Origin of the sequence: Acidovorax sp. FHTAMBA, assembly GCF_038958875.1 — a bacterium.
Classification (GTDB): Bacteria; Pseudomonadota; Gammaproteobacteria; order Burkholderiales; family Burkholderiaceae_C; genus Acidovorax.
On sequence record NZ_CP152407.1, the window covers coordinates 2,596,364 to 2,622,178 of the forward strand.

The 25,815-nt window shown below is 65.9% G+C and carries 21 protein-coding genes, 1 tRNA gene and 1 pseudogene; 13 read left to right on the forward strand and 10 right to left on the reverse strand.

What is annotated here, in order from left to right:
* The first annotated feature begins 124 nt into the window (after positions 1–124).
* Complete coding sequence (locus tag AAFF19_RS12255) at positions 125–907, forward strand: SDR family oxidoreductase (RefSeq protein ID WP_182119162.1); 783 nt, start codon at positions 125–127, stop codon at positions 905–907.
* Positions 904–1,329 (forward strand): thioesterase family protein, encoded by a 426-nt coding sequence (locus AAFF19_RS12260; protein WP_008906245.1) that lies wholly within the window; start codon positions 904–906, stop codon positions 1,327–1,329. Before AAFF19_RS12255 ends, AAFF19_RS12260 begins: the two co-directional genes overlap by 4 nt.
* Before the next feature lie 80 nt (positions 1,330–1,409).
* On the opposite strand, the gene AAFF19_RS12265 is transcribed toward AAFF19_RS12260, so the two are convergent.
* The gene (locus tag AAFF19_RS12265; protein WP_008906246.1) at positions 1,410–1,982 is read right to left on the reverse strand and encodes a peroxidase-related enzyme; all 573 of its coding nucleotides are present in this window, start codon (positions 1,980–1,982) and stop codon (positions 1,410–1,412) included.
* Positions 1,983–2,214: 232 nt separating this feature from the next.
* On the opposite strand from AAFF19_RS12265, the gene katG reads away from it, so the two are divergent.
* Both katG and AAFF19_RS12275 read left to right on the forward strand, forming a co-directional pair.
* Positions 2,215–4,419 (forward strand): catalase/peroxidase HPI, encoded by a 2,205-nt coding sequence (gene katG / locus AAFF19_RS12270; RefSeq protein WP_182119161.1) that lies wholly within the window; start codon positions 2,215–2,217, stop codon positions 4,417–4,419.
* Between the two features lie 113 nt (positions 4,420–4,532).
* Positions 4,533–4,928, forward strand: a complete 396-nt coding sequence (locus tag AAFF19_RS12275) for a carboxymuconolactone decarboxylase family protein (protein ID WP_182119160.1) — start codon at positions 4,533–4,535, stop codon at positions 4,926–4,928.
* A gap of 27 nt (positions 4,929–4,955) precedes the next feature.
* Here the strand turns inward: AAFF19_RS12275 and AAFF19_RS12280 are convergent, their stop codons facing one another.
* Positions 4,956–5,501, reverse strand: coding sequence for a PAS and helix-turn-helix domain-containing protein (locus AAFF19_RS12280; RefSeq protein WP_008906249.1), 546 nt, complete (start codon positions 5,499–5,501; stop codon positions 4,956–4,958).
* 76 nt (positions 5,502–5,577) lie between these two features.
* On the opposite strand from AAFF19_RS12280, the gene AAFF19_RS12285 reads away from it, so the two are divergent.
* The 6 genes from AAFF19_RS12285 (at position 5,578) to AAFF19_RS12310 (ending at position 14,241) form a co-directional block, all read left to right on the forward strand.
* Positions 5,578–6,285, forward strand: coding sequence for a CoA transferase subunit A (locus AAFF19_RS12285; RefSeq protein ID WP_008906250.1), 708 nt, complete (start codon positions 5,578–5,580; stop codon positions 6,283–6,285).
* A 34-nt stretch (positions 6,286–6,319) separates the two neighbouring features.
* On the forward strand, positions 6,320–6,961 hold the full coding sequence (locus AAFF19_RS12290) for a CoA transferase subunit B (RefSeq protein ID WP_008906251.1): 642 nt from the start codon (positions 6,320–6,322) through the stop codon (positions 6,959–6,961).
* Positions 6,962–7,190: 229 nt separating this feature from the next.
* Positions 7,191–8,501: an HD domain-containing phosphohydrolase gene (locus tag AAFF19_RS12295; protein ID WP_342720258.1), complete on the forward strand. Its 1,311-nt coding sequence runs from the start codon at positions 7,191–7,193 to the stop codon at positions 8,499–8,501.
* 107 nt (positions 8,502–8,608) lie between these two features.
* Complete coding sequence (gene imuA / locus AAFF19_RS12300) at positions 8,609–9,472, forward strand: translesion DNA synthesis-associated protein ImuA (protein WP_342720259.1); 864 nt, start codon at positions 8,609–8,611, stop codon at positions 9,470–9,472.
* The gene (locus tag AAFF19_RS12305) at positions 9,435–10,952 is read left to right on the forward strand and encodes a DNA polymerase Y family protein (RefSeq protein WP_342720260.1); all 1,518 of its coding nucleotides are present in this window, start codon (positions 9,435–9,437) and stop codon (positions 10,950–10,952) included. Before imuA ends, AAFF19_RS12305 begins: the two co-directional genes overlap by 38 nt.
* A gap of 4 nt (positions 10,953–10,956) precedes the next feature.
* Positions 10,957–14,241 (forward strand): error-prone DNA polymerase, encoded by a 3,285-nt coding sequence (locus AAFF19_RS12310; protein WP_342720261.1) that lies wholly within the window; start codon positions 10,957–10,959, stop codon positions 14,239–14,241.
* A gap of 29 nt (positions 14,242–14,270) precedes the next feature.
* Here AAFF19_RS12310 and AAFF19_RS12315 read toward each other — a convergent pair whose 3' ends face one another.
* Positions 14,271–16,541, reverse strand: a complete 2,271-nt coding sequence (locus tag AAFF19_RS12315) for an AsmA family protein (protein ID WP_246330838.1) — start codon at positions 16,539–16,541, stop codon at positions 14,271–14,273.
* 162 nt (positions 16,542–16,703) lie between these two features.
* Between AAFF19_RS12315 and AAFF19_RS12320 the strand changes: the two genes are divergently transcribed.
* Entirely contained in the window at positions 16,704–17,618 is a 915-nt protein-coding gene (locus AAFF19_RS12320) for a pseudouridine synthase (RefSeq protein ID WP_182119155.1), read from the forward strand.
* A 44-nt stretch (positions 17,619–17,662) separates the two neighbouring features.
* Here the strand turns inward: AAFF19_RS12320 and AAFF19_RS12325 are convergent, their stop codons facing one another.
* The gene (locus AAFF19_RS12325) at positions 17,663–18,025 is read right to left on the reverse strand and encodes a hypothetical protein (RefSeq protein ID WP_182119154.1); all 363 of its coding nucleotides are present in this window, start codon (positions 18,023–18,025) and stop codon (positions 17,663–17,665) included.
* Positions 18,026–18,277: 252 nt separating this feature from the next.
* Here AAFF19_RS12325 and AAFF19_RS12330 point away from each other — a divergent pair.
* Both AAFF19_RS12330 and AAFF19_RS12335 read left to right on the forward strand, forming a co-directional pair.
* Positions 18,278–18,351: transfer RNA gene (locus AAFF19_RS12330), tRNA-Gly, on the forward strand.
* A gap of 197 nt (positions 18,352–18,548) precedes the next feature.
* Positions 18,549–19,133, forward strand: coding sequence for an integrase arm-type DNA-binding domain-containing protein (locus AAFF19_RS12335; RefSeq protein WP_182119153.1), 585 nt, complete (start codon positions 18,549–18,551; stop codon positions 19,131–19,133).
* A 1-nt stretch (position 19,134) separates the two neighbouring features.
* On the opposite strand, the pseudogene AAFF19_RS12340 reads toward AAFF19_RS12335, so the two are convergent.
* The 6 genes and pseudogenes from AAFF19_RS12340 to AAFF19_RS12365 all read right to left on the reverse strand — a co-directional run bounded on the left by AAFF19_RS12340 (position 19,135) and on the right by AAFF19_RS12365 (position 25,813).
* Positions 19,135–20,495 (reverse strand): annotated as a pseudogene (locus tag AAFF19_RS12340) (IS3 family transposase).
* Positions 20,496–20,621: 126 nt separating this feature from the next.
* Complete coding sequence (locus AAFF19_RS12345; RefSeq protein WP_342720262.1) at positions 20,622–22,112, reverse strand: NAD-dependent succinate-semialdehyde dehydrogenase; 1,491 nt, start codon at positions 22,110–22,112, stop codon at positions 20,622–20,624.
* A 215-nt stretch (positions 22,113–22,327) separates the two neighbouring features.
* Positions 22,328–22,999, reverse strand: coding sequence for a GntR family transcriptional regulator (locus AAFF19_RS12350; RefSeq protein ID WP_182119152.1), 672 nt, complete (start codon positions 22,997–22,999; stop codon positions 22,328–22,330).
* Positions 23,000–23,040: 41 nt separating this feature from the next.
* Entirely contained in the window at positions 23,041–24,420 is a 1,380-nt protein-coding gene (locus AAFF19_RS12355; protein WP_342720263.1) for an FAD/NAD(P)-binding oxidoreductase, read from the reverse strand.
* On the reverse strand, positions 24,417–24,701 hold the full coding sequence (locus AAFF19_RS12360) for a (2Fe-2S)-binding protein (protein WP_342720264.1): 285 nt from the start codon (positions 24,699–24,701) through the stop codon (positions 24,417–24,419). Before AAFF19_RS12360 ends, AAFF19_RS12355 begins: the two co-directional genes overlap by 4 nt.
* Positions 24,698–25,813, reverse strand: coding sequence for an FAD-dependent oxidoreductase (locus AAFF19_RS12365; protein WP_342720265.1), 1,116 nt, complete (start codon positions 25,811–25,813; stop codon positions 24,698–24,700). The genes AAFF19_RS12360 and AAFF19_RS12365 overlap by 4 nt, the downstream gene beginning before the upstream one ends.
* Positions 25,814–25,815 lie beyond the last annotated feature (2 nt).

Genomic DNA, 25,815 nt, shown 5'->3' on the forward strand with positions numbered 1-25,815 from the left:
CGTTTGATAATGAATTATTTTCTACAGAGCGCCGACCGCGCACTGTCTGTCTGGCGACTGATTGTATTCACGGAATGCAGACAATCGAACGACCGTTCTATTTTGATCAGTAGGGAGACTCTAAATGACATACAGCATCGACTTGTCTGGCCGCGTGGCCTTCATCACGGGCGCCTCCAGCGGCCTGGGCGCTCAGTTTGCCCGCACGTTGGCCCGCGCGGGCGCAGGCGTCGTGCTGGCCAGCCGCCGCGTGGAAAAGCTCAAGGAGCTGCGTGCGCGCATCGAAGGCGAGGGCGGTGATGCCCATGTGATCGAACTCGATGTGACCGACCACGACTCCATCAAGTCCGCTGTGGCCCATGCCGAGACCGAAATGGGCTCCATCGACATTCTGGTGAACAACTCGGGCGTGAGCACCACGCAGCGCATTCAGGACGTGACGCCCGAGGATTACGACTTCATCTTCGACACCAACGTGAAGGGCGCCTTCTTTGTGGCGCAAGAGGTGGGCAAGCGCATGCTGGCCCGCTCGCGCGGTGCCGCGCCGGGCAGCTTCACGGGCGGTCGCATCATCAACATTGCATCGATGGCGGGCCTGAAGGTGCTGCCGCAGATCGGCGCCTACTGCATGAGCAAGGCCGCCGTGGTGCAGATGACCAAGGCCATGGCCCTGGAGTGGGGCAAGTTCGGCATCAACGTGAATGCGATCTGCCCGGGATACATCGACACCGAAATCAACCACCACCACTGGCAGACCGAGCAGGGCAAGAAGCTCATGGACATGCTGCCGCGCAAGCGCGTAGGCCAGCCGCAGGACCTGGACGCGCTGCTGGTCATGCTGGCCAGTGACCAGAGCCATTTCATCAATGGCGCGGTGATTGCGGCGGACGACGGCTTCGCGGTATGAAGATCGAAATCCCCGAGGTCAAAAAGCTCGTTTTTGAGACACGCTTCCCGGTGCGCTGGGGCGACATGGACGCCATGGGCCATGTCAACAACACCGTCTACTTTCGCTACCTGGAAACGGCCCGCATCGACTGGATGGTGTCGGTGGGCTGCAACCCCGACCCGCGCGGGCAGGGGCCGGTCATCGTCAATGCGTTCTGCAACTTCTACAAGCAGCTCGAATACCCCGCCGATGTGCTGCTCAAATTCTACGTGAGCGACCCGGGCCGTACCACGTTCGAGACCTGGGGCACGATGGAGCGGGTGGACCAGCCGGGCGTCATCTGTGCGGCCGGTGGTGCCACCACCATCTGGGTGGACTTCCCGCAGCAGAAGGCGGCGCCGCTGCCGGACTGGATGCGGACGTTGGTGACGGCGGACTGAAAATTTAGTGAAATAGGGCTCCAGCGCTTTATGGATAAGCACTGGCAGCTATCAAAAATGCAGCAATTGTGTCGTGCTGATCACTTCTGCTTGGGCACCCGACCCATCAGATAGAACTCGGGATTGGGCTGCATGCCCGCAAAGCTGGCCATGCGGTTGGACAGGCCAAAGAACGCCGTGATGGCCGCGATGTCCCAGATGTCCTCGTCGTCAAAGCCATGGGCGTGCAGGGCGGTGAAGTCGGCGTCCTCCACCTCGTGCGAGCGCTGGCAGACCTTCATTGCAAAGTCGAGCATGGCACGCTGGCGCGGCGTGATGTCGGCCTTGCGGTGGTTCACGGCCACCTGGTCGGCCACAAACGGTTTTTTCTCGTAGATGCGCAGGATCGCGCCATGCGCCACCACGCAATACAGGCACTGGTTGGCCGCGCTGGTGGCAGTGACGATCATCTCGCGCTCGCCCTTGGTCAGGCTGCCTTCTTCCTTGAGCATGAGTGCGTCGTGGTAGGCGAAAAACGCGCGCCACTCGGCCGGGCGCCGGGCAAACGCCAGGAACACGTTGGGGATGAAACCGGCCTTTTCCTGCACTTCCAGAATGCGCGTGCGGATGTCGTCGGGCAGGGTGTTCAGGTCGGGGAAGGGGTAGCGGCTCACGGTGGGTCTCCTGGGTGTTTGTTCTGGCCAGTATCGCGGATGCTGCGCGGCGCCGAGCTAACCGCGGGACGGCGGACCCGGGTCTGTGATCGTGTCCTTGGGGTCCGATGGGTCAATCGATTGGAATTGGCTATTGAATAAATTTGTTTAATTCAATTTACATATTTTCTGGTCATTTGTAACATCCTCCCCAACCTCACGGTTCCTTGCCACGTTTTCACAGGAGATTCCCATGACCTCAGAAGCCAAATGCCCTTTTGACCACACCAGGGCTGCACCGCCCAAAGGCCGTGGAAATGCGGACTGGTGGCCCAACCAGCTCAATCTACGCCCGCTGAACCAGAACTCCCCGCTCTCCGACCCGATGGGCGATGGCTTCAACTATGCCGAGGAGTTCAAGAGCCTGGATCTCGCTGCCGTCAAGGCCGACCTGCGCGCGCTGATGACCGACTCGCAGGACTGGTGGCCCGCCGACTTCGGCCACTACGGCCCCTTGTTCGTGCGTATGGCCTGGCACAGCGCCGGAACCTACCGCCTGGCGGACGGACGTGGCGGCGCAGGGGCAGGGCAGCAGCGGTTTGCGCCGCTCAATAGCTGGCCCGATAACGCCAATCTGGACAAGGCGCGCCGCCTGCTCTGGCCCATCAAACAGAAATATGGCCGCAAGATCTCGTGGGCCGACCTGATGATCCTGACCGGCAACGTGGCTCTGGAATCCATGGGCTTCAAGACCTTCGGCTTTGCCGGCGGCCGCCCCGACGTGTGGGAGCCGGACGAGAACGTGTACTGGGGCGCAGAGAGCACCTGGCTGGGCGGCGACAAGCGCTACAGCGGCGAGCGCGACCTGGCCAACCCGCTGGCCGCCGTGCAGATGGGCCTCATCTACGTCAACCCCGAGGGCCCCAACGGCAACCCCGATCCTGTGGCCGCAGCACGCGACATCCGCGACACCTTTGCGCGCATGGCCATGGACGACGAGGAAACCGTGGCGCTCATCGCGGGCGGCCACACCTTTGGCAAAACACACGGCGCGGGCGACGCCGCGCTGGTGGGCAGCGAGCCCGAAGCGGGTGGTATCGAAGACCAGGGCCTGGGCTGGATCAGCAAGCACGGCAGCGGCTTTGGCGGTGACGCCATCACCAGCGGGCTGGAGGTCACCTGGACCACCACGCCCACACAGTGGAGCAACAACTTTTTTGAAAACCTGTTCGGCTTTGAATGGGAGCTGACCAAGAGCCCTGCGGGCGCCCACCAGTGGACGGCCAAGGGTGCGGCGGCGACGATTCCGCACGCGCACGATCCGTCGAAGAAGCTGGTGCCCACCATGCTGACCACCGACCTGTCGCTGCGGTTTGATCCGGCCTACGAAAAAATCTCGCGCCGGTTCCTGGCGAACCCCGATCAGTTTGCCGACGCGTTCGCCCGCGCCTGGTTCAAGCTCACGCACCGCGACATGGGGCCGCGCGCACGCTACCTGGGCCCTGAAGTGCCCGCCGAAGTGCTGATCTGGCAAGACCCGGTTCCTGCGGTGGACCATGCACTGGTCAATGAACAGGACATCGCAGCGCTCAAGGCCAGGGTGTTGGCATCGGGCCTGTCGATTTCGGAGCTGGTATCGACGGCCTGGGCCTCGGCGTCCACCTTCCGCGGTGGCGACAAGCGCGGCGGTGCCAACGGCGCACGCATCCGCCTGGCACCGCAGAAAGACTGGGACGTGAACCAGCCGGCCCAGCTGACCAAGGTGCTGGGCACGCTGGAAGCCATCCAGCAGGAGTTCAATGCCGCGCAGACGGGGGGCAAGAAGATCTCGATGGCCGATCTCATCGTGCTGGCCGGTGGTGCGGCCGTGGAGGCCGCTGCCCGCAAGGCGGGCCAGGACGTGACCGTGCCGTTCGCACCCGGTCGTACGGATGCCACGCAAGAGCAGACCGATGTGCCTTCGTTTGAAGTCATGGAGCCGGTGGCCGACGGCTTTCGCAACTATGTGCGCCCCGGGCTGGAAGGCGCGGTGGCCGAGCTGCTGGTGGACCGCGCCAACCAGCTCACCCTGACAGCCCCCGAGATGACGGTGCTGGTAGGCGGCTTGCGTGTGCTGGGCGCCAATGTGGGCCAGGTGCCCCATGGTGTCTTCACGCAGCACCCCGGCAACCTGAGCAATGACTTCTTCGTGAACCTGCTCGACATGCGCACCCGGTGGCAAAAGTTACCGGACGCCGCGGGTGTGCTGGAAGGGGTGGATCGCAAGAGCGGTGCGCGCCAGTGGACCGGCACCGTGGCCGACCTGGTGTTCGGCTCCAACTCGGTATTGCGCGCCCTTGCCGAGGTGTACGCAGGCAGCGATGCCCAGGCGGTGTTCGTTCAGGACTTCGTGCGCGCATGGACCAAGGTGATGAACCTGGACCGGTTTGACCTGCACGGGCCCACCCCGAACGCCTGAGCGATCTGACTGCGCCACCGGCTTTGCCTGATGCAGGGCATGGTCGGTGGCGTTGTGCTTGGGGCATGTGGGGGCGGCTACCATTGCGGCCCACACCGAACTGGAGAGCCCGCATGACGCAAACACCCCCATCCACCAAAGACTTCGACAAGGGCCTGGCCACGCGCAAACAGGTCATGGGCGAGGACTTTGTGGCCAATGCCTTTGGCAATGCCACGCAGTTCACCCAGCCCATTCAGGAGTTCATCACCCGCAATGCGTGGGGCGATGTGTGGCAGCGCCCAGGGCTGGACATGAAGACGCGCAGCCTGATCACCGTGGCTTTTCTCACTGCTTTGGGCAAGCAGCACGAGCTCAAGGGCCATGTGCGCGGCGCGCTCAACAACGGTGCCACGGCGGCAGAAATCCAGGAAGTGTTGCTGCACGCCAGCATCTACTGTGGCCTGCCCTCGGCCGTGGAGGCTTTTCGCACCGCCGCCGAGGTGATTGACGGGCCCAAAAAGGGCTGACGCGAAGCGGCCCGGGGGGGGCGGGCTTTAGCCGCCCGCCAGCAGCTTGTGCACCAGGTCTGCCGCGGTGGATGCGTTGTACTTGCGCATCAGGCGCGCCCGGTAAATCTCCACCGTGCGGTGGCTGATCTCCAGCGTGCGGCCGATCTCCTTGGAGGTCAGGCCCTCCAGCAGGCGCGCGGCCACTTCCCGCTCGCGCCCGGTCAGCTCAGCCTTCACGGGGCGCTGCGAGCTCAGGTCTTCAAAGCTCCAGATGCCCGATTCATGCGGGGCATCGCGGTTGAGCGCGCGGCCCGAGACATGGCACCAGAAGACCTCGCCGTTGGCGCGCTTCATGATGCGGTTGTCGGCGTAGTGGCCCTTGGCGTTGAGAATGGGCTCCATGTGCGCGCCCAGGCGCTCATACTCGTCTGCGCTTGGATACAGTATCTGGAACGACTGGCCGATCAGGACCTCGCGCGAGGCGCCAAACATCTCGCAGACATGCCGGTTGCAGTCGACCATGGTGCGGTTGCGTGAGAGCACCAAGCCTACGGGGGCCATATCGAAAGCGAGTCGGTAATCAACGTCCATAGTGCAAATCTTTACGGGGTACTACTTATTCGGATAAGTAGTATCGTAGCGCATCCAAATACACAAGGAGATCGTGGTGAACAAGTTATTTCCCTCCGCGGCCGAAGCCCTTGAAGGCGTGGTTGCAGATGGCCAGCTCATGGCCGTGGGTGGATTCGGGTTGTGCGGCATTCCGGAGGCACTGATCGACGCATTGCGTGATTCGGGCGTCAAGAACCTCACCGTGATCTCCAATAACGCCGGTGTGGACGGCTTTGGTCTGGGCAAGCTGCTCGAAACCCGCCAGATCAAAAAAATGATTTCGTCCTATGTGGGCGAGAACAAGGAGTTCGAACGCCAATACCTGGCCGGCGAACTGGAGCTGGAATTCACCCCCCAGGGCACGCTGGCCGAAAAGCTGCGCGCGGGCGGTGCTGGCATCCCGGCCTTCTTCACCAAGACCGGTGTGGGCACGGTGGTGGCCGAGGGCAAGGAGCTGCGCGAGTTCGATGGCGAAACCTACGTGATGGAGCGTTCGCTGGTGCCTGAAGTGGCGCTGGTCAAGGCGCACCGCGCCGACAAGTCGGGCAACCTGCAGTTCCGCCTGACGGCCCGCAATTTCAATCCTGCCGCAGCCATGGCCGGCAAGATCTGCATTGTTGAAGTGGAAGAAGTGGTGGAAACCGGTGCCATGGTGCCCGACCAGATCCATCTGCCGGGCATCTACGTGCACCGCATCGTGCACAACCCGAACCCGGAAAAGCGCATTGAAAAGCGCACGATCACTGAAAAGGCGGGCGTTTGAGCCTGCCGTCATAGAACAAGCTGGAGAAATACATATGTCGTGGAGTCAAGACCAAATGGCGGCACGTGCCGCCCATGAGCTCGAAGACGGCTTTTACGTGAATCTGGGCATCGGCATCCCTACGCTGGTGGCCAATTTTGTGCCCGCCGACAAGGAAGTTTGGCTGCAGTCGGAAAACGGCATGCTGGGCATCGGTCCGTTTCCTAACGAAGACGAAGTGGATGCCGACCTGATCAACGCCGGCAAGCAGACGGTGACCACCATCAAGGGCTCGTCCATCTTCAGTAGCGACCAGTCGTTTGCCATGATCCGTGGCGGCAAGATCAACCTGTCCATCCTGGGCGCCATGCAGGTCAGCGAAAAGGGCGACCTGGCCAACTGGATGATTCCCGGCAAGATGGTCAAGGGCATGGGTGGCGCGATGGACCTGGTGGCAGGCGTCAAGCGCGTGATCGTGCTCATGGAGCATGTGGCCCGCAAGAAGGATGGCACCGAAGACATGAAGATCCTGCCAACCTGCACGCTGCCCCTGACGGGCGTGGGTGTGGTGGACCGCATCATCACCGACCTGGCCGTCATGGACGTGACGCCCCAGGGGCTCAAGGTGGTGGAGCTGGCTCCCGGCGTGACCTTTGAGGCCCTGCAGGCCAAGACCGGCGTCACGCTCATCCAGTAAACCTGCCCACCTGCCTGCCAGCCCGCCTGCGGGCAGAGCAGCCGCCAGGCCAAAGAAAGGCCGGGACTCCTTCAGGAGCTCCGGCCTTTTTTTGTTTTGCGTGGGGAGTTGTGCTGCTCCATCAGCGCAGTGAATTGATCTGACTCAAGCCGGGCTTGCGCAGGGTGCGCGCCGCAGTCGCCATCAAAGGGTAACGTCATATAGTCCAAGGCAAGCTCTTGTGTTGTGCATGACAGACCTTTCCCTACCCCCCGACCTCGATATCGAGAACAGCCCCCACTACTTGCGCGCCTTGGTCGGGATGGCCGACCAGCGCACGGTGGTCGCTGACGCTGCCATTTACAACGACAACGGCATCAAGCTGGTCGAAAAAGGCACCCGCATCGACAGCCGCCTGTATGACCGCCTGGTGCAGCACAAGCTGCGTGAACCCATCGACCGCCACCTGTCCATCGAAAACCCGGTGGACGTGCCCGCCCTGCTGGCGGCATGCCAGGCGCTGATCGAAGAGGAGACGCTGCCCCACATGCTGGCCGAGGCTCTGGGGGCCTCCGCCCGGCTGCTGGCGCCGCTGCGTTCGCTGCCCCTGCCTGCCTCCATGGCCTGCAAGCTCACGGTGATGCGTGACCAGCGGCCCGAACTGTTCCAGCACAGCCTGCAGATGATGACGGTGGCCATCTTCCTGGGCATCAAAAGCGGGTTGGCTGAACGTGAGTGCAGCACCCTGGCCGCAGCCGCCTTGCTGCATGACCTGGGGGTGCTGCACATGGACCCGGCCTGGAGCGACCCTGACCACAAGGTGGTGGGTGCGCAGCGCAAGCACCTGGTGGCGCATCCCATCTCGGCGATGCTGATGATCCGCGACACGCAGGCGTATCCGCGGGCTGCGGAAGTGGCCGTGCTGGAACACCATGAGCGCATGGATGGCAGCGGCTACCCGCGCGCGCTGGCAGGGGCCGACATCACACCCATGGGCCGCATCCTGTTGCTGGCCGAGGTGGTGGCCGCGTTCTACGAAAAATACGACGACATGCCCGCCCAGCGGCTGTCGCTGGTGCTGCGCCTGAACCACCGCAAGTTCCCCGCTGCGCTGGTGGCTTTCATCCTGCCGCTGCTGCAGGAAGAGGTGGCCCGCGAGTCGGCCCTGATGCCTTTGGGCAACGATGCACCCCGCCAGATCGAGCTGCTGGCCGAGGCCTTTGCCTGCTGGGACCAGCTCAAGGCAGGCCTGCCTGCCGATACGGCTGCAAGGGCCGGGGCCGGCAGCGCCTTTGGATTTGCGGATTCCCGCCTGGGGGCGCTCCAGAAAGCCCTGATCGAAGCAGGTTCCCATCCCCGGCACCTGGGCGAGCTGATGGCGCAACTGCAGGGCGACGCCATCGGCCTGGCCGAGGTGGCGCTGGTCGGGCGTGAGGCGCTGTGGCAACTGCAAAGCATCCTCAATGCCTGCCACCGCCGCTGGCCCCAGCTGTCGGACCGCGCCACGCCTGCAGACGCGGCAGTGGCGGACTGGTGCGACTGGGCGCTGCGCAAGCTGTAGCCTCACAGCGCTTTTCCTGACTGCTGTGCGGGGGCTCCGGGATGCCCCGGAATTCAAAATACTGGTTATATTAACAGTGTTTTTGATTTCTGAACTCCTGCACCACCATGCCTGCGCCATGCTCCCCCCTGCGGGTTGCGTTCGATCTGCCGTCTGCCGTGCCCGGCATCTGGCATGCGGACGCCTTGGGCGCGGGGCCGCAGCCCGTGCAGCCCACGGGGTATGCGCTGCTGGATGCGCAGCTGCCGGGGGGTGGCTGGCCCGTGGGGGCCTTGAGCGAGGTCTTGCAACCCGCCGTGGGCCTGCACGAATGGCAGCTGGTGCTGCCCGCACTGGCGCAGGCCGTGGCGCGCAGCGCAGGCGCCGTGGTGGTGGTGGCGCCCCCGTGTGAGCCCTTTGGTCCGGCGCTCAGGGCGCAGGGGTTGGCGGCAGAGCGCCTGTGCGTGGTGCGGGCCGACACCGCCCGGGCTGCGCTCTGGGCGGCCGAGCAGGCGCTGCGCTGCCGCGATGTGCTGGCCGTCATGGCCTGGCTGCCCCAGGCGCAATCTGCCGCCTTGCGCCGGTTGCAACTGGCGGCGGCGCAGCACGATCAGTTGCTGTGGGTGTTTCGCCCGCTCGGTGTCGCGCAGCAGGCGTCACCTGCGTTGTTGCGGCTGCGGCTGGAGGGGCAGGCCTTGCCGGGGGACGGGGTGGCGCCGCCCGGCATGCAGGTGCACATCCTCAAGCGCCGGGGGCCGCCGCTGGTGGAGGGGATTCTTCTGCCGGGCTGCCACCCCCGGCTGGCCCAGGTGCTGCTGGCGCAGGCCGAGCGCCGGCGCGCCGCGCAGGTGGTGGCCAGCGCCTGGGTGGCAGCACGCTCTGCGGCGGCAGCCCCGGCCCCTCCCGGGGGGCATGGCGCCCCGCCAGGGAAGACAGGGCCAGAGGGGAGGGGGCATGCACTGGATCGCGCTGCCATGGCCCTGGTGCGATGAGCCTTCTGGGCCTGTCGGCGGTACCGTGAAAGCGGCGGCGGCAGGCTGGTGGGCCTTGCGTTTCACCCCGCGCGTGGCGCTGGTGGATGGTGAGGCCGTGCTGCTGGAGGTCTCGACCACCGAGCGCCTGTGGGGCGGGCGCGATGCCTTGCTGGCGCAGGTGCAGCGTGCCTGGGCAGAGGCTTTTGCCGCGTGTGTGGATGCGACCTTGCCACCGCCAGGCGCCCAGGCCGCCTGGGGCACCGGGCCCACGGCCCTGGTGGCACAGGCCTGGTTGCGCATGGCGCTTGCCGGGCAATCGGACCGTTTGCAGCAAAGGATTGAAACCCTGCCCCTGCACACGCTGACCGCCCTGCGCCCGCATGTGCCCAGCCTGGAGCGCATGGGCTGCCGCACCTGGGGAGCCTTGCGGGCACTGCCCCGCGCGGGGGTGGCGCGGCGCCTGGGGGCAGGCGTGCTGCACGTGCTGGACCAGGCCCTGGGCCATGCCCCCGAAGTGCACGCCTGGCTGGAACTGCCCGAACAGTTCGCCCTGACCGCCGAGTTGCCCGCGCTGGCCGAGTCGGCCGATGCATTGCTGTGGAGTGCCCACCGCAGCCTCACCGCGTTGCAAAGCTGGCTGCAGGCTCGGCAGCGGGGGGCGCTGGCGCTGGAACTGGCTTGGCGCCACGACCTGCGGCGCATCGACGGAGTGGCGATTGCCCCCACAGAGGCCTTGCAGATACGCACGGCGCAGGCCACGCAAGACATAGCGCACCTGCGGCGCCTGCTGTCTGAAAACCTGGCGCGCACCACCCTGGCCGCCCCGGTCAACCAGATCACGCTGCGGCTGCTGGAATCTGCGCCGCTGCCGCACCGCAGTGCCAGCCTGCTACCCCCCGCAGGGCCGGGTGAGGGCGGTGACGCTGCCCAGGGGCAGGGCGAGAGCCTGCTCCAGCTGCTGGAGCGCCTGTCGGCCCGCCTGGGGGCGGACCAGGTACAGGCCCCGGTGCTGCAGGCCGACCACCGGCCCGAGTGCATGCAGCAATGGCGCCCGGCGGCCGAGGTGCTGGGCCGGGCCCGTGCCGTGCAGGCGGGGGCTTTGGGGCAAAAAGACGGTGTTCACGCTTTGCAGCCGACGACTGCCCGGTCCGACAGGCTTTCTGGCCGCGCACATTTGCCTGACGCCACCCTGTGGCCTGCCTGGCTGCTGCGTTCGCCGCGGCGGCTGGCGGTGCAGGGCAACCGCCCCTGCCACCATGGCCTGTTGCGCCTGCTGGCGGGGCCGCACCGGTTCGAGGCCGGTTGGTGGTCGGCAGCCGGGGAGGGCGCGGCAGACCCGGGCCAGCCCAGTGCGGGCCTCGCCCTGCGCGACTACTTTGTGGCGCACAACGATGTGGTCGGGCTGGTGTGGGTGTTCCGCGAGCGGCTGGCTCCGCAGGCAGGCGCCCCCGCGGCGACCCAGCCCCAGCGCTGGTTTCTGCACGGCATTTTTGGGTGATGCCATGGCACCTGCACACCGCAACACCCCCGCTGTGGCCCGGCAGGCAGTGCCGCCGCCCTTGTCCTTGCCGCCCTTGCCGCCTTTGCCGGACTACGCCGAGCTGCACTGCCTGTCCAACTTCAGTTTTCAGCGCGGAGCGTCGCATCCGCAAGAGCTGGTGGAGCGCGCTGCGAAGCTGGGTTACCAGGCCCTGGCGCTGACCGATGAATGCTCGGTGGCGGGCGTGGTGCGCGCCTGGGAGGTCGCCCGGGAATGCGGCCTGCACCTCATCGTGGGCAGCGAGTTTCTGTGGGGCGACCTGCGGGTGGTGGCGCTGGCGCGGGATGCCGAGGGCTGGGGCAACCTGTGCGAGTTCATCACCGCGGCCCGCGCGGCGGCACCCAAAGGGCAATACCACGTGGGTGCGGCCAGCCCATGGGCTGCCTTGGCGGGGTGCGAAGTGTTGCTGGCCCCCTGCCGCGAACGCTTTGATGCTTCTGATTTGATAGCTGTTAGCGCTTGTCTGTCAAGCGCCAGAGGCCAATTTGACTCTAATTTTGACGGTCACCTGTGGCTGGCGGTCGCGCTGCACCTCGCCCCGGACGACAGCCTGTGGCTGGCCACGTTGCAGCGTGCGGGCGCAGCCCTGGGCCTGCCGCTGGTGGCCGCGGGCGACGTGCACATGCACGCCCGCTCGCGCAAGCCGCTGCAGGACGTGATCACCGCCGTGCAGCGGGGGCGCAGCGTGGCCGAATGCGGCTTTGCCCTGCAGCCCAACGCAGAGCGCCACCTGCGCCAGCGCGTGCGGCTGGCCGGCATCTACCCGCCCGACCTGCTGGCCGCCACGCTCACGGTGGCGGAGCGCTGCACCTTCAGCCTGGCCGAGATCCAGTACCAGTACCCGCTGGAGACCGTGCCCCCCGGCATGACCCCCACCCAGGCGCTGGCCTGGCTGGTGGACAGCGGCGCCGCCAGCTTTTACCCGCAGGGCGTGCCCGCCGCCATTGCCGCACAGATCCGCAAGGAGCTGGACCTGATTGCGCATTGCCGCTACGAGATGTACTTCCTCACCGTGCACGACATCGTGCGGTTTGCGCGCAGCCAGGGCATCCTGTGCCAGGGACGGGGCTCGGCGGCCAACTCGGTGGTGTGCTACGTGCTGGGCATCACCGCCGTGGCGCCCGAGAACTCGCACCTGCTGTTCGAACGCTTCATCAGCAAGGAACGCAGCGAGCCACCCGACATCGACGTGGACTTCGAGCACGACCGGCGCGAGGAAGTCATCCAGTACATCTACGGCAAATACGGACGCGACCGCGCCGCCATTGCGGCCGTGGTCACCACCTACCGCACGCGCAGCGCGCTGCGCGACGTGGGCAAGGCGCTGGGTGTGGCGCCCACGCTGGTCGATGCGTTTGCCAAAGACCACCACTGGTTTGACGAAGACATTGCCGCAGACCGCCTGCAGGAGCTGGCACAAGGCCTGGGCACCCCGCTGCACCGGCACACCGCCGCGCTGTGGCTGGAGCTGGCCGCCGACCTGACGGGTTTTCCGCGCCACCTGAGCCAGCATGTGGGCGGCTTTGTGCTCACGCAGGGCAAGCTCACGCGCCTGGTGCCGGTGGAGCCCGCCAGCATGCAGGACCGCTCCGTCATCCAGTGGGACAAGGACGACCTGGACGCCATGGGCCTGCTCAAGGTCGATGTGCTGGCGCTGGGCATGCTCAGCGCGCTGCGCCGCTGCCTGAACCTGCGTGCAGCGCTGCGCGGTGAGCGCTGGCTGCTGCACGACATCCCGCGCGAAGACCCCGCCACCTACGACATGATCTGCGCCGCCGACACCGTGGGCGTGTTCCAGATCGAAAGCCGCGCCCAGATGAGCATGCTGCCCCGCCTGCAACCGCGCGTGTTCTACGACCTGGTGGTCGAGGTGGCCATCGTGCGGCCCGGCCCCATCCAGGGCGGCATGGTGCACCCCTACCTGCAGGCGCGCGAGCGCAGGTGCCGGGGCGAGCCCCTGCAGCTTGAGAAGCCCGAACTGGAGGCCGCCCTGGCGCGCACCCTGGGCGTGCCCATCTTTCAGGAGCAGGTGATGCAGATCGCCATGATCGCGGCGGGCTTCAGCCCCGGCATGGCCGACGACCTGCGCCGCTCCATGGCCGCCTGGAAGCGCAAGGGCGGCGTGCACCGGTTTGAGCGCCCACTGATCGGCGGCATGGAGGCGCGCGGCTACCGTACCGAATTCGCGCAGGCCATCTTTCAGCAGATGCTGGGCTTTGGCGAATACGGCTTTCCGGAAAGCCACGCCCACAGCTTTGCGCTGCTGGCTTACGCCAGCAGCTGGCTCAAGTGCCATGAGCCCGCGTGTTTTCTGGCCGCGCTGCTCAACTCGCTGCCCATGGGCTTTTACAGCGCCTCGCAACTGGTGCAGGACGCCCGCCGCCACGGTGTGCGCGTGCTGCCCATTGACGTGACCGTGAGCGACATCGACTGCACGCTGGAGGGCGCGCCCGAGCCGCTGCGCCCCGCACGTGGCCTGGGCGCGCCGCTGCTGCCGCAGCCCGCCGTGCGCCTGGGCCTGCGGCTGGTGGGCAGCCTGCATGCAGACGCCGCCCGGCGCCTTCTGCAGGCCCGCGCCACCGGACCCGCCTTTGCCAGCACCGAAGACCTGGCCCTGCGTGCGCAGCTGGGCCAGCAGGACCTGCAGGCCCTGGCCGCTGCCGACGCCCTGGCCAGCCTGTCGGGCCACCGGCGCCAGCAGATGTGGGATGCCGCCGCGCAGCACACCGCGCCGCCCCTGTGGCGCGACGTGCCCGTGCAAGAAGCGCCGCTACAGCTGCCCGAAGCGGCCGAGGGCGAAGAGATCCTGTTTGACTACGCCGCCACCGGCCTCACGCTGCGCCGCCACCCGCTGGCCCTGCTGCGCCCGCGGCTGGACCGCTGGCGCCTGAAAACAGCACTGCAGCTGAACCACGTGCCGCACGGCCGCAAGGTGCGCGCCTGCGGCATCGTCACCGTGCGCCAGCGCCCGGGCACCGCCAAGGGCACGATGTTCGTCACGATCGAAGACGAGACCGGCCCCGTCAACGTGATCGTCTGGCCTGCGCTGGTGGACACCTGGCGCAATGCGCTGCTCCGGTCGCAATTGCTGGCGGTGGAGGGCGTGTGGCAGTGCGTTGTCTCGCCCTCCGGCGGGGCGGCACCGGCCCCGGTGGTGCGCCATCTTGTGGCGCAGCGGTTCAAGGACCTCACACCGCTGCTCGGCCGCATGGCCCAGGCCTTGCGGGGCAGCCGCGACTTTCATTGAAAGCGGTGTTGCTCTTCTGCAGGTGCTGCTCAGCGGGCGGGCCGCGAGGCTGCGCCGGCCGCCCCTTGCGCACCGGGCTTGACGGGCTGGCGGGCCAGGTCGAGAAGCGGTTTGCAATGGGTGTCATCGTCGGCCGCCGGCACGGTGATGGGCAGCAGGGCCAGCGCCGCCGGGGCCACCACGGCGGCCACCACCGCTGCCCCTGCGCGCAGCAGCAGCGGGCCGGCCTCCACGCCCACATCAGGGTCACCAAACGTGCCCCTCACGTACAGGGGCGATCGCAGTGAAAAGAACTTCCATTCCAGCGATTCGGGCTTGATGCGCAGGTCGAGCGCCTCGGTGCCCAGGTCGATGGTGCCCGTGGCCTCCACCACGGCGTCGTCGGTGCTCATCTTCACGGTGCGCGTGGTGGCCAGGCCATCCACCACGGTGAAGTCAGCCACCGCGCAGCGCAGGTGCACTTCCTTGTCTTCGCCAAACAGCTTGCCCACGATGATGCTGCCCAGGTTGAGCGCCGCCAGGTCCAGCATCTGCTTGCTCAGCGTGCCTTCGCGCACATACAGGCGCATCTCACCCGTGCCGTGGCCCAGCAGCCCGGCCACGCTGTTGCCGGTGCTCGCCAGGGCAATGGCGCCGTCCATGCGGCCGAAGCTTTTCTTCATGAGCTCCACCTTGGGAAACAGCGCCGACAGCTGCAGGCCCTGCACGGTGCCGCGTATCTGGGCCTTGAGGGGAGCGGCGCGGCCATCGATGGTGACCTGCGATTCGATCTTGCCCTTGGCCACGCCAAACGTGAGGGGAGCCAGCCGCAGCTGCGCGTTTTCCATCACGGCACGCAGGCTCAGGTCCTGCAGCGGCAGGCTTTCGGGGCGGATGATGTGCCGGCCCTTGAACACGATGTCCATGTCCATGGCATTCCACCGCTCGGCCGCAAACTGCGAATCCGGCAGCACCTTGCCGCCCCGGCTGCGGGCTGGCTGGGTGTTGCCGGGCTGGCGGGTTCCCAGCGCGGGCCCCAGGTCTGCCAGGCGCAGCTGGTTGGATGTCATGGTGCCGGTGAGCCGGGGGCGTGGTTTGCCCGAGGTGTATTTGAGCGACCCCTGCAGGTCGCTCTGGCCCACCTTGCCGCGAAAGTCGCTGTACTCCCACACGGCGCGCTCGGGCTCCAGGCTGCCAGTCAGCCGTCCCCGCGTGGCGAACGGCGGGGTGCTGGGCAGCACCAGCCCGGTCAGCTCGTACAGGTCGGCCATGCTGGCGCCCTGGAGGAACACCTGGAAGTCCAGCCCCGAGAGCGCGCCCGGGTTCGCCAGCACGCCCTCGGCCGACAATGCCACGCTGCCTGCGCTCGCGTCAATCTGCAGCGGGTAGTTCACCACCTTGTTGCGCAGGCTGATCACCTGGCCCGCGCGCCCTGTGCCCTTGATCTGCGCCTTGGCGTAGCGGCCCTTGAGCTCAAAACGCAGCCCATAGGGCATGCCGTCCGGGGAGAGCGCGGGGTTGGAAGTGTCTGCCGTGGCAGCACTGGCAGCACTGGCAGCACTGGCAGCACTGGCAGCACTGGCAGGAGCGCCGGAAGCGGGGCTGGCGGGTGCGCTGGGCTGGATGGGGTCGATGGTGTCGATGCGCGCCTGCAGGTCCAGGTCCTTCATGCCATCGGCGTACCCCAGCGTGCCCTGGTGGATGACCAGCCGGTCCACATCAAAGCTCCAGCCACTGCGGGGGCCATCCTTGCGCGCAAAGGTCCAGTTGTTGGTGCCGTCCACCGTGCGGGCCAGCGCCACCTGCGGGCCGGTCAGGGCCACGGTGTCGATCGAGAGGTGCCGGCCCAGCAGTGGCAGCAAACGCACCGTGGCCGTGGCGTGGTCGATGCGGGCCATGGTAGCGGCCTGCGGCAGACTGGCGTCTTCATCTTCCCGTGCTTTGCCATCGGCGCGCTGGAAGGGCGGCGCAAACCCCTGCGGTTGGTCCATCACCAGCTGCTCGGCCTGCACCGTCACGCCGGGTATCCAGCGGTGCCAGCCGTCTTCCAGGGGCTGCGGCCAGCGCCACGCTGCCGACAGATCGCCTTCGATGGCAAAGTGCCTGCCCGTGGCCTCGCTCACTTTCTCGTTGATCCACGGTTTTGCGCGGTTCCAGTCCATCACCGCCAGTAAGACACCCAGCACCAGCAGCAGCGCGGCTGCAAGCCCCAGGGCTATCAGCAACCACCGTGCGATGCGCCGTCCAAGCGTCGGAGCGTGGCGCGCAGTGGCTGAATCAGGGCGGTCAAGATCGGCAGGGGGATGGGCGGGCGATGGCATGAAAAGGGTCGGGTTATGGCCCGCACTGCACACACCAACCGGTGGCAGGGCGCGTGCGCGCGGAGGGTCTGGTGGGTTTCATGCTAGCCCGCATCGGTGCGCGATGCGGCGTTGGCGATGCAACTGCCGCCCTTGTCCTACAGCCTCCTAAAATCGCCCCCCATGCACAACCCCCGCCATCCCCACGCCCCCCCCATGCGTGACGGTGTGGGGCCCAGCTGCGTGGTGCTGCCCAGCCACGGGCGGGGCAGCATGCTGGACTTTCTGGCACACCGTCTGCCCGCAGTCTCGCGCGACGAGTGGCGGCAGCGCATGCTGGCGGGCGATGTGGTGGACGAGCGCGGCCAGCCCGTGGCCCCCGGGCGCCCGTTTGAAGGCAGCCTGCGCGTGTACTACTACCGCAGCCTGCCCGCGGAGCCGGCGCTGCCGTCGGCAGAAACCGTGCTGTACCAGGATGAGCACCTCGTGGTGGCCGACAAGCCCCATTTCATGCCCGTTACGCCGTCGGGCCGTTACCTGCACAACACCTTGCTGGTACGACTCAAGCACCAGCTGGGGCTGCCCGAACTGTCGCCCCTGCACCGCATTGACCGGGACACGGCGGGGCTGGTGCTGCTGTCGGTGCAGCAGCGCACCCGCGGCGCTTACCAGGCGCTGTTTCGCGACCGACAGATCACCAAGCACTACGAAGCGGTTGCGCCCTGGCGTGAAGACCTCGTGTTTCCACGCGACCACATGAGCCGCCTGGAGGAAAGCCCGCAGTTCTTTCGCATGCAGGAAGTGCCCGGCGCGCCTAACAGCCACACGCAGATGCAACTGCTGGAGGTGGCAGCGTCTGGCGCCTGGGCCCGCTACCGCCTCACGCCGGTCACCGGCAAACGCCACCAGCTGCGCGTGCACATGACCGCGCTGGGCCTGCCCCTGCGCAACGACCCGTTCTACCCAGTGGTCAATGACCCGCCCGAAGGCGACTACACGCGGCCCCTGCAGTTGCTGGCGCGGTCGCTGGAGTTTGTGGACCCGGTCACACAGGTTCCGCGCTTTTTTGAAAGCGGACAGCGCTTGCTCCTGCCATAGCTGCGTAAGGAACCTACGGCCCGCCGTTCCCGCCAGACGTGCCGCTAGCGAAAGGGAATCGGTTTGTTCTTGGCCGGAGCAATCTTGGGCAGCTGCGAACTGAAGAGTTCAGCGAGAGCCCGCTGTGTGTCGGGGTGCAGGCGCCATGCCGTCCATCCCAGTCCCAAGCTGCGCAGGTACACCGTCACGTAAGCGTCTTCCAAGGGGTGCTTGACGGCGATGGTGGGGTTGTCCTGCGTCATCACCGAAACGCCGACACCATTTTCATCTTTGGGCGCAGGCGTGGTTTCGGGCGTCATCTGCGAGCGCAACGTGGCCAGCTCACGGATCACGTTCTCCAACTCTGACGCCGTGAGTGTCTTGTTGATCGCCAATGTGGCCTGCGTTCGGTCGTCGCTCAATTGCATTGGGCGTTTCCTTCTTTTGCTGGGAGTTTCTGAAGCCTCTATTGTCTTGCATTGTCCGGCCCTTGCTGCCGCGCTAAAAGCTCAAACCCTGGAGCGCAACTCAGACATAAATTCCTCCAGCCGGTGATTGAGGGGTGCCGCGGCGTGGCTACAATACTGCTAGAGTCGATACGCTGCAGCCTGAACTGAACGGCGGCCTCTCGTCAGCAGCCTCTGCGCAGAAGCCGTTGCCAGCCAACGGACCAGCGCCAGGCGGGTGTAGTTCAATGGTAGAACGGCAGCTTCCCAAGCTTCATACGAGGGTTCGATTCCCTTCACCCGCTCCAAATTGCCATCTCATCAGGCATCAAACCAACCTATAACCCGTTGTCTCTATTGGAGCAGCGGGTTTTTTGTTGTCTCACGCAACTTCATTGACTAGCATGACATACCAACTCTTTGGTGGCAGTTATGTTGGTAGGCGACCGGTACCAGCTTTTGCCAACAAGCCAAATACCAGCACACCTACCAGCGGGGCAGTCCGATGAGCTTGAACGACACCTTCATCAAGAACAGTACGAAGTACAGCGGACGGCCGTCTGGCGACAAGCACAGTGATGGCGGAGGGTTGTACTTGCACGTCACGGCAGCGGGCAAATACTGGCGAATGAACTACAGGCTGTACGGCAAGCAAAAGACTCTGTCGCTGGGTGTGTACCCCTCTATCTCACTCGCACAGGCGCGAAGGGGGCGCGATGAGGCAAAGAAACTCATCGCGCAAAGTATCGATCCGAGCATGGCAAAGCAAGAAGCAAAGCAGGCCGAAAAGCTGGCAGCAGCCAACACCTACGAAACTGTGGCTCGGGAATTCCACAAGCTCAAGGCCGAAAGCTGGAGCGCATCACAGGCTGCGAAGTGGCTGCGCATGAATGAGATGTACATGTTCCCGGAGATGGGGTCTATGCCGATTGCGTCAATCAGGGCGAAGACCGTGTTGGATGCGCTGCGCAAGGTCGAAGCCAAGGGCATTCTTAGTACAGCGCAAGACCTGCAACAGATGGCGGTCAGGTATTCCGATACGCCGTACAGACTGAACCGCCCCGGGTTTCGTGGAGGCCGGTTGGTTTAAGTCAGACCACCACCATGGAGGTCTGACTGGCGAGTTGCCGGTAGTAGTTTGCCTCAGCCTCTGCAGGCGGTATGTATCCGATCGGTCCGAGCAACCTGTGATGGTTGAACCAGGACACCCATTCCAGCGTGGCCAGCTCCACCGATTCACGGGTTGGCCAGGACCGTCGGTGGATCACCTCGGCTTTGTACAACCCGTTGATCGTCTCGGCTAAGGCGTTGTCATAGCTGTCGCCCTTGCTGCCCACCGAGGGCTCGATGTCTGCCTCTGACAGCCGTTCGCAGTAGCGGATGCTGACGTATTGCGACCCCCTGTCGGAATGATGAATCAATTCCCCATCACGCTCGGGTTGCCGGGCATACAGGGCCTGCTCCAGGGCATCAAGAACAAAGTCCGTGTGCATGGAGGTGCTGACCCTCCACCCCACAATGCGCCTGGCGTATACGTCGATCACGAAGGCCACGTACAGCCACCCCTGCCAGGTTGAAACGTAGGTGAAGTCCGAGACCCACAGCTGGTTGGGCCGCTCGGCCTTGAACTGTCTGTTGACCCGGTCCAGCGGGCACGGTGCTTTCATGTCGCTGATGGTGGTGCGAACCACCTTGCCACGGCGCACGCCCTGCAATCCCAGGCGCTTCATCAAGCGCTCGACCGTGCAGCGGGCAATGGACAGCCCTTCGCGGTTCATCTGTTTCCAGATCTTGTCGGCGCCGTAGACCCGCTTATTGGCTTGCCAGACGCGCTCGATGTGCGCCACCAGGGTGTCGTCACGTTGGGCGCGCGCGCAGCGCAGTTGGGGGTTGCGGTCCAGCGCCTGTATCTGGCTCTTCTCATCCACGCACAGCACCATCGCCTTGACGGGCGGGTCCATGTACAAGCCGACGATGTCACGGACTTTGTCGACAAAAAACGGATCACTGGAGAGCTTGAACGTCTCCTGGCGGTGCGGCTGTAGACCGAAAGCCCGCCAGATTCGACTGACAGCCGTCTGTGACATGCCCATTGCGTGGGCCATGGTGCGGGTGCTTCAGTGAGTCGCGCCAACTGGCACAGACTCCAGCGTCTTGACGATCACTGCATCGACGCGCTCATCTTCAATTGTGCGCGGAGCGCCAGGGCGCGGCGCATCCATCAACCCCCCATGCGCAGTTCAACAAAACGGCCCCGCCACTTGGAAACCGTCTGCTGCGTGACCCGCAGGCGTGCTGCGACCACTTTGTTGTCCAAGCCCTCTGCGCAAGCGAGCACGATCCGCGCTCGCAGCGCCAAGGCCTGCGCGGTCTTGCGACGCTTGGTCAACGCAATCAGTTGCTCTCGCTCCATCACGCTCAACACCAATGGAGTCTTCGGCCTACCGCTCATGGGCACCTCGTCGTGAAACACACTTCACGACTGATCACCGTCAGGGAAAATAATTCAATGAATTTTGAACTCAGTACACTAGCGCTTGATGGGTATGCGTCAGAAGCCATCAAAAGAGAAGCGCTTTTATTTCTGGACATCGCCCACGCACAGGTACTTGATCTCCACGTAGTCATCCATGCCGTGGTGCGAGCCCTCTCGGCCCAGGCCCGACTGCTTGACGCCGCCAAAGGGAACATGCTCGGTGGCCAGGATGCCGACGTTGGCGCCCACCATGCCGTATTCCAGCGCCTCCGTCATGCGGAAGATGCGACCCACGTCGCGGCTGTAGAAGTAGCTGGCCAAGCCAAACTCGGTGTTGTTGGCGGCGTCTATGGCCTCCTGCTCGGTCTTGAACTTGAAGATGGGCGCAAAGGGGCCAAAGGTTTCCTCGCGGGCGCACAGCATGTCGGCCGTGGCATTGGCCACCACCGTGGGTTCGAAGAACTGGCCCGAGCCCAGGCTTTGGAGGCGCTGGCCGCCCGCCACCACCTTGCCGCCCTTGGCCAGGGCGTCATCCACATGGCGCTGCACTTTTTCCAGTGCGGCTTCCTCGATCAGCGGGCCCTGGTTCACGCCGTCTTCAAAGCCATTGCCCACCTTGGCGGTTTTGACCCTGGCCGCAAACTTGGCGACGAACTCGTCGTACACGCCTTCCTGCACATAAAAGCGGTTGGAGCACACGCAGGTCTGGCCCGCGTTGCGGTATTTGCTGGCAAAGGCGCCTTCCACGGCGCTGTCGATGTCGGCATCGTCGAACACGATGAAGGGCGCATTGCCGCCCAGCTCCAGCGACATCTTCTTGACCGTGGGCGCGCTCTGCGCCATCAGGATGCGGCCCACTTCGGTGGAGCCGGTGAAGCTGATGTGGCGCACCACGTCGCTCGCGCACAGCACCTTGCCAATGGCAATGGAGTTGTCGCTGTCGGCCGGCAGGATGTTGAACACACCGGGCGGGATGCCCGCGCGCAGGGCCAGCTCGGCGGCGGCCAAGGCGGTGAGGGGCGTCAACTCGGCGGGCTTGATGACCACGGGGCAGCCTGCGGCCAGCGCGGGCGCCACCTTGCGGGTGATCATGGCGAGCGGGAAGTTCCATGGCGTGATGGCCGCACACACGCCGATGGGCTGCTTCAAGACCAGCAGGCGGCGGTTGTTGTCAAAGGTGGGCAGCGTTTCGCCATTGACGCGCTTGGCTTCTTCGGCAAACCATTCCACAAAGCTCGCACCATAGGCGACTTCGCCCTTGGCTTCGGCCAGCGGCTTGCCCTGCTCGGCGGTCATGATGCGGCCCAGGTCGTCCTGGTGGGCCATGAGCAGATCGAACCACTTGCGCAGGATGGTGCTGCGTTCCTTGGCGGTCTTGGTCTTCCACGGGCCCCAAGCGGCGTTGGCGGCGGCAATGGCGGCCTCTGCATCGGCCGGGCCCAGGTTGGCCACATCGGCCAGCTTGAGGCCGGTGGCCGGGTCGTTCACATCAAAGCGGCTGCTGCCAGCCACCCACTGGCCGTTGATGAGGCCATCGGTCTTGAGCAGGGTGGGGTCGTTGAGCAGGGCGAGGGGGGATGTCTTCATGTCCATGGAGGTCTCTCATCAGCAACGCAAGAAGGAAGGGGGCAAGGGTAGCGCCAAACACCTTGGCCGACTGTCGCGTCGGCAAACCTGTGCTGGCATTGGGGGTAGAAGAAAAATATGAATTAAATAGGGATCCAGCGCTTATGCAGAAAGCGCAGATAGCTATAAAAATGGGAGTATTTTTAGCGGGTCGGGTGCATGCGCTAGCGGCGCCTGCGGGGTTAGCGGTCGATGATGCGCCGTGCAAACTTTTCCAGGTAGTCCATCAGCTGCTCTGCACCTGCCATCGCCTGGGCTTCGTCGCCGCTCGCAATGCCCTGCGCCAGTTGCAGGTGCGCGCGGGCGCCTTCTGATACATCGCCTTCGTGCTGGTAGGCGTACCAGAAGCGGCGGCACTGCACGATGAGCGGTTGCACGCATTTGACGGCCGAGTGGTTCTGGCTGGCCTGGTGGGTGACGAGGTCGAGCGCATGGTCGGCCTGCATGTAGCCGTCCAGGTGGCCGCGCGTTGCGGCTTCCATCATGTTTTCGGCGCACCGCACGATGGCCTGGCGCTGCGGCGCGGTGGCGCGACGGGCGGCGTTGGAGGCGAGCAGCCGTTCCAGCACGCGGCGGGTCTGGATCACGTCCAGGTGGTCGGCAAGGTCGATGTGCGACACCAGCAGCCCGCGCCGGGGCTGCTGCACGATGAGCCCGATGGACACCATGCGCAGCAGCGCCTCGCGCACCGGCGTGCGGCCCAGGCCGGTGCGCTCCGCAATCTCGGCCTCGACCACCGGGCTGCCGGGCTGAAGCTGCAGCGTGGAAATCATGGTTTCGATGGCGTCGTAGGCCACGTCTGCCGCGCGCCGCTTGGGCGCTGGCTCTGGCGGGTGGGCGAAGGTGGTTGTCATCGTGCGCAATCCGGCGAAAGTGGCGGCATCTTAGAACCCGCTCAGGGTCTTTGCGCAGATCGCGCCGCAGCCCCATCGGCGGGGTGGGACGCTACTGGCGCTGCAGGGCTTTGGGGGGTGGCAGGTGGTGCCGCTGTGGCCAGTGTGCCGATACGCGCTGGCGCCAGCAGGTGCCGTGGGGGTGCAGGCACCCAGCCGAACAGGTGCTGCGTGGCTGCACCGCAGATGCGGCCCTGGCAGGCGCCCATGCCGCAGCGGGTGTGGAGCTTGGCATCGATCCAGCCGTCGCGATCGGCCAGCGCAGTGTAGGGCACGTCTTCGCAGCGGCACACCAGGGTGTCGGGCTGCGCCAGGGTTTTGAGTGCTTCGTTCAGTGGAAACGAAGCCTGCAACGCCTGCGCAAAGCCCTCCCAGTGCGCCAGCTGCGGGCGCAGCGCCTCAGCCTGTTGCGCGTTTCCCGCCGCCACATGCCCTGCCATGGCGCCCTGAACCAGTGCACGTTCGCTGCCGCCAAAGCCGGTGGCTTCACCCGCGGCGAACACTCCGTGCACGCTGGTGCGCATGTGGGCATCGACAGCCAGGCCCTGGCCACCGCTCAGCGGCCCGCCCAGTGTGCAGCCCAGCATCTGCCCCAGGTGGGTGTTGGGCACCAGCCCGAACCCGCAGGCCACGCGGTCGCAGGCCATGGTTTCTTCGGCGAGTTGGCCTTTGCGCAGCCTCACTGTTAGCACCCGGGTGGTGCCTTGGACTTCCAGTACGTGGCTACTGGCGCGCAACTGCGAGTGAAGCAGGGTGAGGGCCTGCACCGCCTTGGCAGGCCAGCGCGGCAGTTGCGCTGCAAAGCCTGCGAGCGCGCTCCACGGCGCCTGCTCGGCCACACGCAACACAGTGGCTCCGGCCTTTGTGGCCGCTGCCGCAGCGGCCAGCAGCAACGGGCCGGTGCCTGCAATGACGATGCGCTGGCCGCGCACGTCGAGCCCCGCCTTGATGAGGGCCTGCAAGGCGCCTGCACCCGTCACGCCGGGCAGTGTCCAGCCCGGGAAGGGCAGCAGCAGCTCGCGGGCGCCGGTGCACAGGATGATGCGGTGGCTGTGCTGGGTCCAGCCCCGGTCAGCGTCTTCCAGCAGCAGGGCCGGGGCCTTGTCGCCGGGTTGCGGGTCACCCAGGCCCACCACGCGGGTGCCAGGCAGCAGGCGGATGTTGGTGTGCCGGGCCAGCGCCGCGCGGTGCTGTTGCGCCATGGCGGGCAAGACCACCTGGGGGCCGTCGCGCCAGATCTGGCCACCGGGCTGCGGGTTGTCGTCCACGACGGTGATCGACGCACCGCTGGGCGCGGCTGCGAGCGCTGCGGCCAAACCTGCAGGGCCAGCGCCGATGATGAGGATGTCACAGCGCTCATGTGCCGGGTGGTGCTGGGTCATCGTTTTGCGCTCCCAGGGGCGGCGCCGACGTCGGTGTGGATCAGCATGCCCTCGGCGCAGACTGTCTGACATGCCAGGCGGGTGCGGCCATGGATGCGCACCCGGCATTCATGGCACACGCCCATGCCACACAGCGGCGCCCGGGGCTCGCCGGTGACCGAAGTGCGTGTGGTGCCCGGTGTTTGCTGCGCCAGCGCGGCGACGACGCTGGTCCCTGCTGGCACCTGAAGGGGCGTGCCATTCACGACGATCTGCACAAGAGAGCGCGCGGCTGGGGTCATGGGTGGCTCAGGCCCGCAAAGCGTGCAGGTGCATAGGGCGCAGGGTCGATCAATGGAGTGCCCCCGGTGATTTGCGCCGCCAGCAACTGCGCGGTGCCCGGTGCGGTGGTCACGCCCAGCCCTTCATGGCCCACGGCCAGCCACAGGTGCGGGTGTTCGGGGTGCGCGCCGATCAGCGGCAGGCTGTCGGGCGTGGCTGCGCGAAAACCGGTCCAGGTGCGGATGGCGTTGAGGTCGGCCAGGCCGGGCAGGTAGTCGAGTGCCCGTTGCAGCATGCGCGCCATGACGGCGTTGTTGATGGCGGGGTCGGTGGTGTCGAACTCGCGCGACGAGCCGATCAGCAACTGCCCCGTGGGCCGGGGCTGCACGTTGAAGGCCACAGAGGTACCGTCGCTGTGGTGGGCGCTGGTGATGTAGCCCAGCTCCACCAGCTGGTGGTGCACGGTGCCTGGGTAGCGGTCGGTGATGACGAGGTGGCCCTTCTTGGGCCGCAACGGCAGGCCGGGGCACAGCTGCGGGGCCTGGATGCCGCTGGCCAGCACGATGGCGCCTGCACTGCGCTGGCTCCCGTCGCGCAGGCTGACGGTGTGGCCGTTGATGTCCGTGACTTCGGCCTGTTCAAAAGCTACGGTTCCATGAGCTGCGGCCTGGTCCAGCAGCCACTGGGCTGCGCGCGGGGCGTAGACCACGCTATCCCCCTGCACCTTGAGCGCTCCCGCCAACCCGGGGCGCAGTGCGGGTTCTGCGCGGGACAGGGCGGCCGCGTCGAGCATGTCGCAGGCGATTCCGTGTGCTTGCAGGATGCTGCGTTTGTCATGGGCCGCCTGCAGCTCTGCATCGTTGGCGGCCAGCCAGAGCGTGCCGCAGGGCGTGAACGCACAGCCCGCATCCATGTGGGGTGCCCAGGTGTGCCAGAGGTCCAGCGATGTCTGGCTCAGCGCCAGTTCGGCAGCGTTGTCATCCATCACCACCAGATGGCCCATGCCCGCCGCCGTGGCGCCGCCGAGGCGCGCATCGATCACGCGCACCGACAGCCCGGCCTTCGCGAGGGCATGGGCACAGGCCGCGCCGACGATGCCAGCGCCGATCACAAGGACATCGGTGGTTTGCATGG

What these genes read in the sequence shown, in the direction of transcription:
- AAFF19_RS12275 (WP_182119160.1), top strand. Translation starts at nt 4,533, where the DNA reads ATGACGCAAACACCCCCATCCACCAAAGACTTCGACAAGGGCCTGGCC.
- AAFF19_RS12315 (WP_246330838.1), bottom strand. Translation starts at nt 16,541, where the DNA reads ATGCCATCGCCCGCCCATCCCCCTGCCGATCTTGACCGCCCTGATTCA.
- AAFF19_RS12345 (WP_342720262.1), bottom strand. Translation starts at nt 22,112, where the DNA reads ATGGACATGAAGACATCCCCCCTCGCCCTGCTCAACGACCCCACCCTG.
- AAFF19_RS12320 (WP_182119155.1), top strand. Translation starts at nt 16,704, where the DNA reads ATGCACAACCCCCGCCATCCCCACGCCCCCCCCATGCGTGACGGTGTG.
- imuA (WP_342720259.1), top strand. Translation starts at nt 8,609, where the DNA reads ATGCCTGCGCCATGCTCCCCCCTGCGGGTTGCGTTCGATCTGCCGTCT.
- AAFF19_RS12295 (WP_342720258.1), top strand. Translation starts at nt 7,191, where the DNA reads ATGACAGACCTTTCCCTACCCCCCGACCTCGATATCGAGAACAGCCCC.
- AAFF19_RS12350 (WP_182119152.1), bottom strand. Translation starts at nt 22,999, where the DNA reads ATGACAACCACCTTCGCCCACCCGCCAGAGCCAGCGCCCAAGCGGCGC.
- AAFF19_RS12360 (WP_342720264.1), bottom strand. Translation starts at nt 24,701, where the DNA reads ATGACCCCAGCCGCGCGCTCTCTTGTGCAGATCGTCGTGAATGGCACG.
- AAFF19_RS12355 (WP_342720263.1), bottom strand. Translation starts at nt 24,420, where the DNA reads ATGACCCAGCACCACCCGGCACATGAGCGCTGTGACATCCTCATCATC.
- AAFF19_RS12260 (WP_008906245.1), top strand. Translation starts at nt 904, where the DNA reads ATGAAGATCGAAATCCCCGAGGTCAAAAAGCTCGTTTTTGAGACACGC.
- AAFF19_RS12290 (WP_008906251.1), top strand. Translation starts at nt 6,320, where the DNA reads ATGTCGTGGAGTCAAGACCAAATGGCGGCACGTGCCGCCCATGAGCTC.
- AAFF19_RS12280 (WP_008906249.1), bottom strand. Translation starts at nt 5,501, where the DNA reads ATGGACGTTGATTACCGACTCGCTTTCGATATGGCCCCCGTAGGCTTG.
- AAFF19_RS12310 (WP_342720261.1), top strand. Translation starts at nt 10,957, where the DNA reads ATGGCACCTGCACACCGCAACACCCCCGCTGTGGCCCGGCAGGCAGTG.
- katG (WP_182119161.1), top strand. Translation starts at nt 2,215, where the DNA reads ATGACCTCAGAAGCCAAATGCCCTTTTGACCACACCAGGGCTGCACCG.
- AAFF19_RS12325 (WP_182119154.1), bottom strand. Translation starts at nt 18,025, where the DNA reads ATGCAATTGAGCGACGACCGAACGCAGGCCACATTGGCGATCAACAAG.
- AAFF19_RS12365 (WP_342720265.1), bottom strand. Translation starts at nt 25,813, where the DNA reads ATGCAAACCACCGATGTCCTTGTGATCGGCGCTGGCATCGTCGGCGCG.
- AAFF19_RS12255 (WP_182119162.1), top strand. Translation starts at nt 125, where the DNA reads ATGACATACAGCATCGACTTGTCTGGCCGCGTGGCCTTCATCACGGGC.
- AAFF19_RS12335 (WP_182119153.1), top strand. Translation starts at nt 18,549, where the DNA reads ATGAGCTTGAACGACACCTTCATCAAGAACAGTACGAAGTACAGCGGA.
- AAFF19_RS12305 (WP_342720260.1), top strand. Translation starts at nt 9,435, where the DNA reads ATGCACTGGATCGCGCTGCCATGGCCCTGGTGCGATGAGCCTTCTGGG.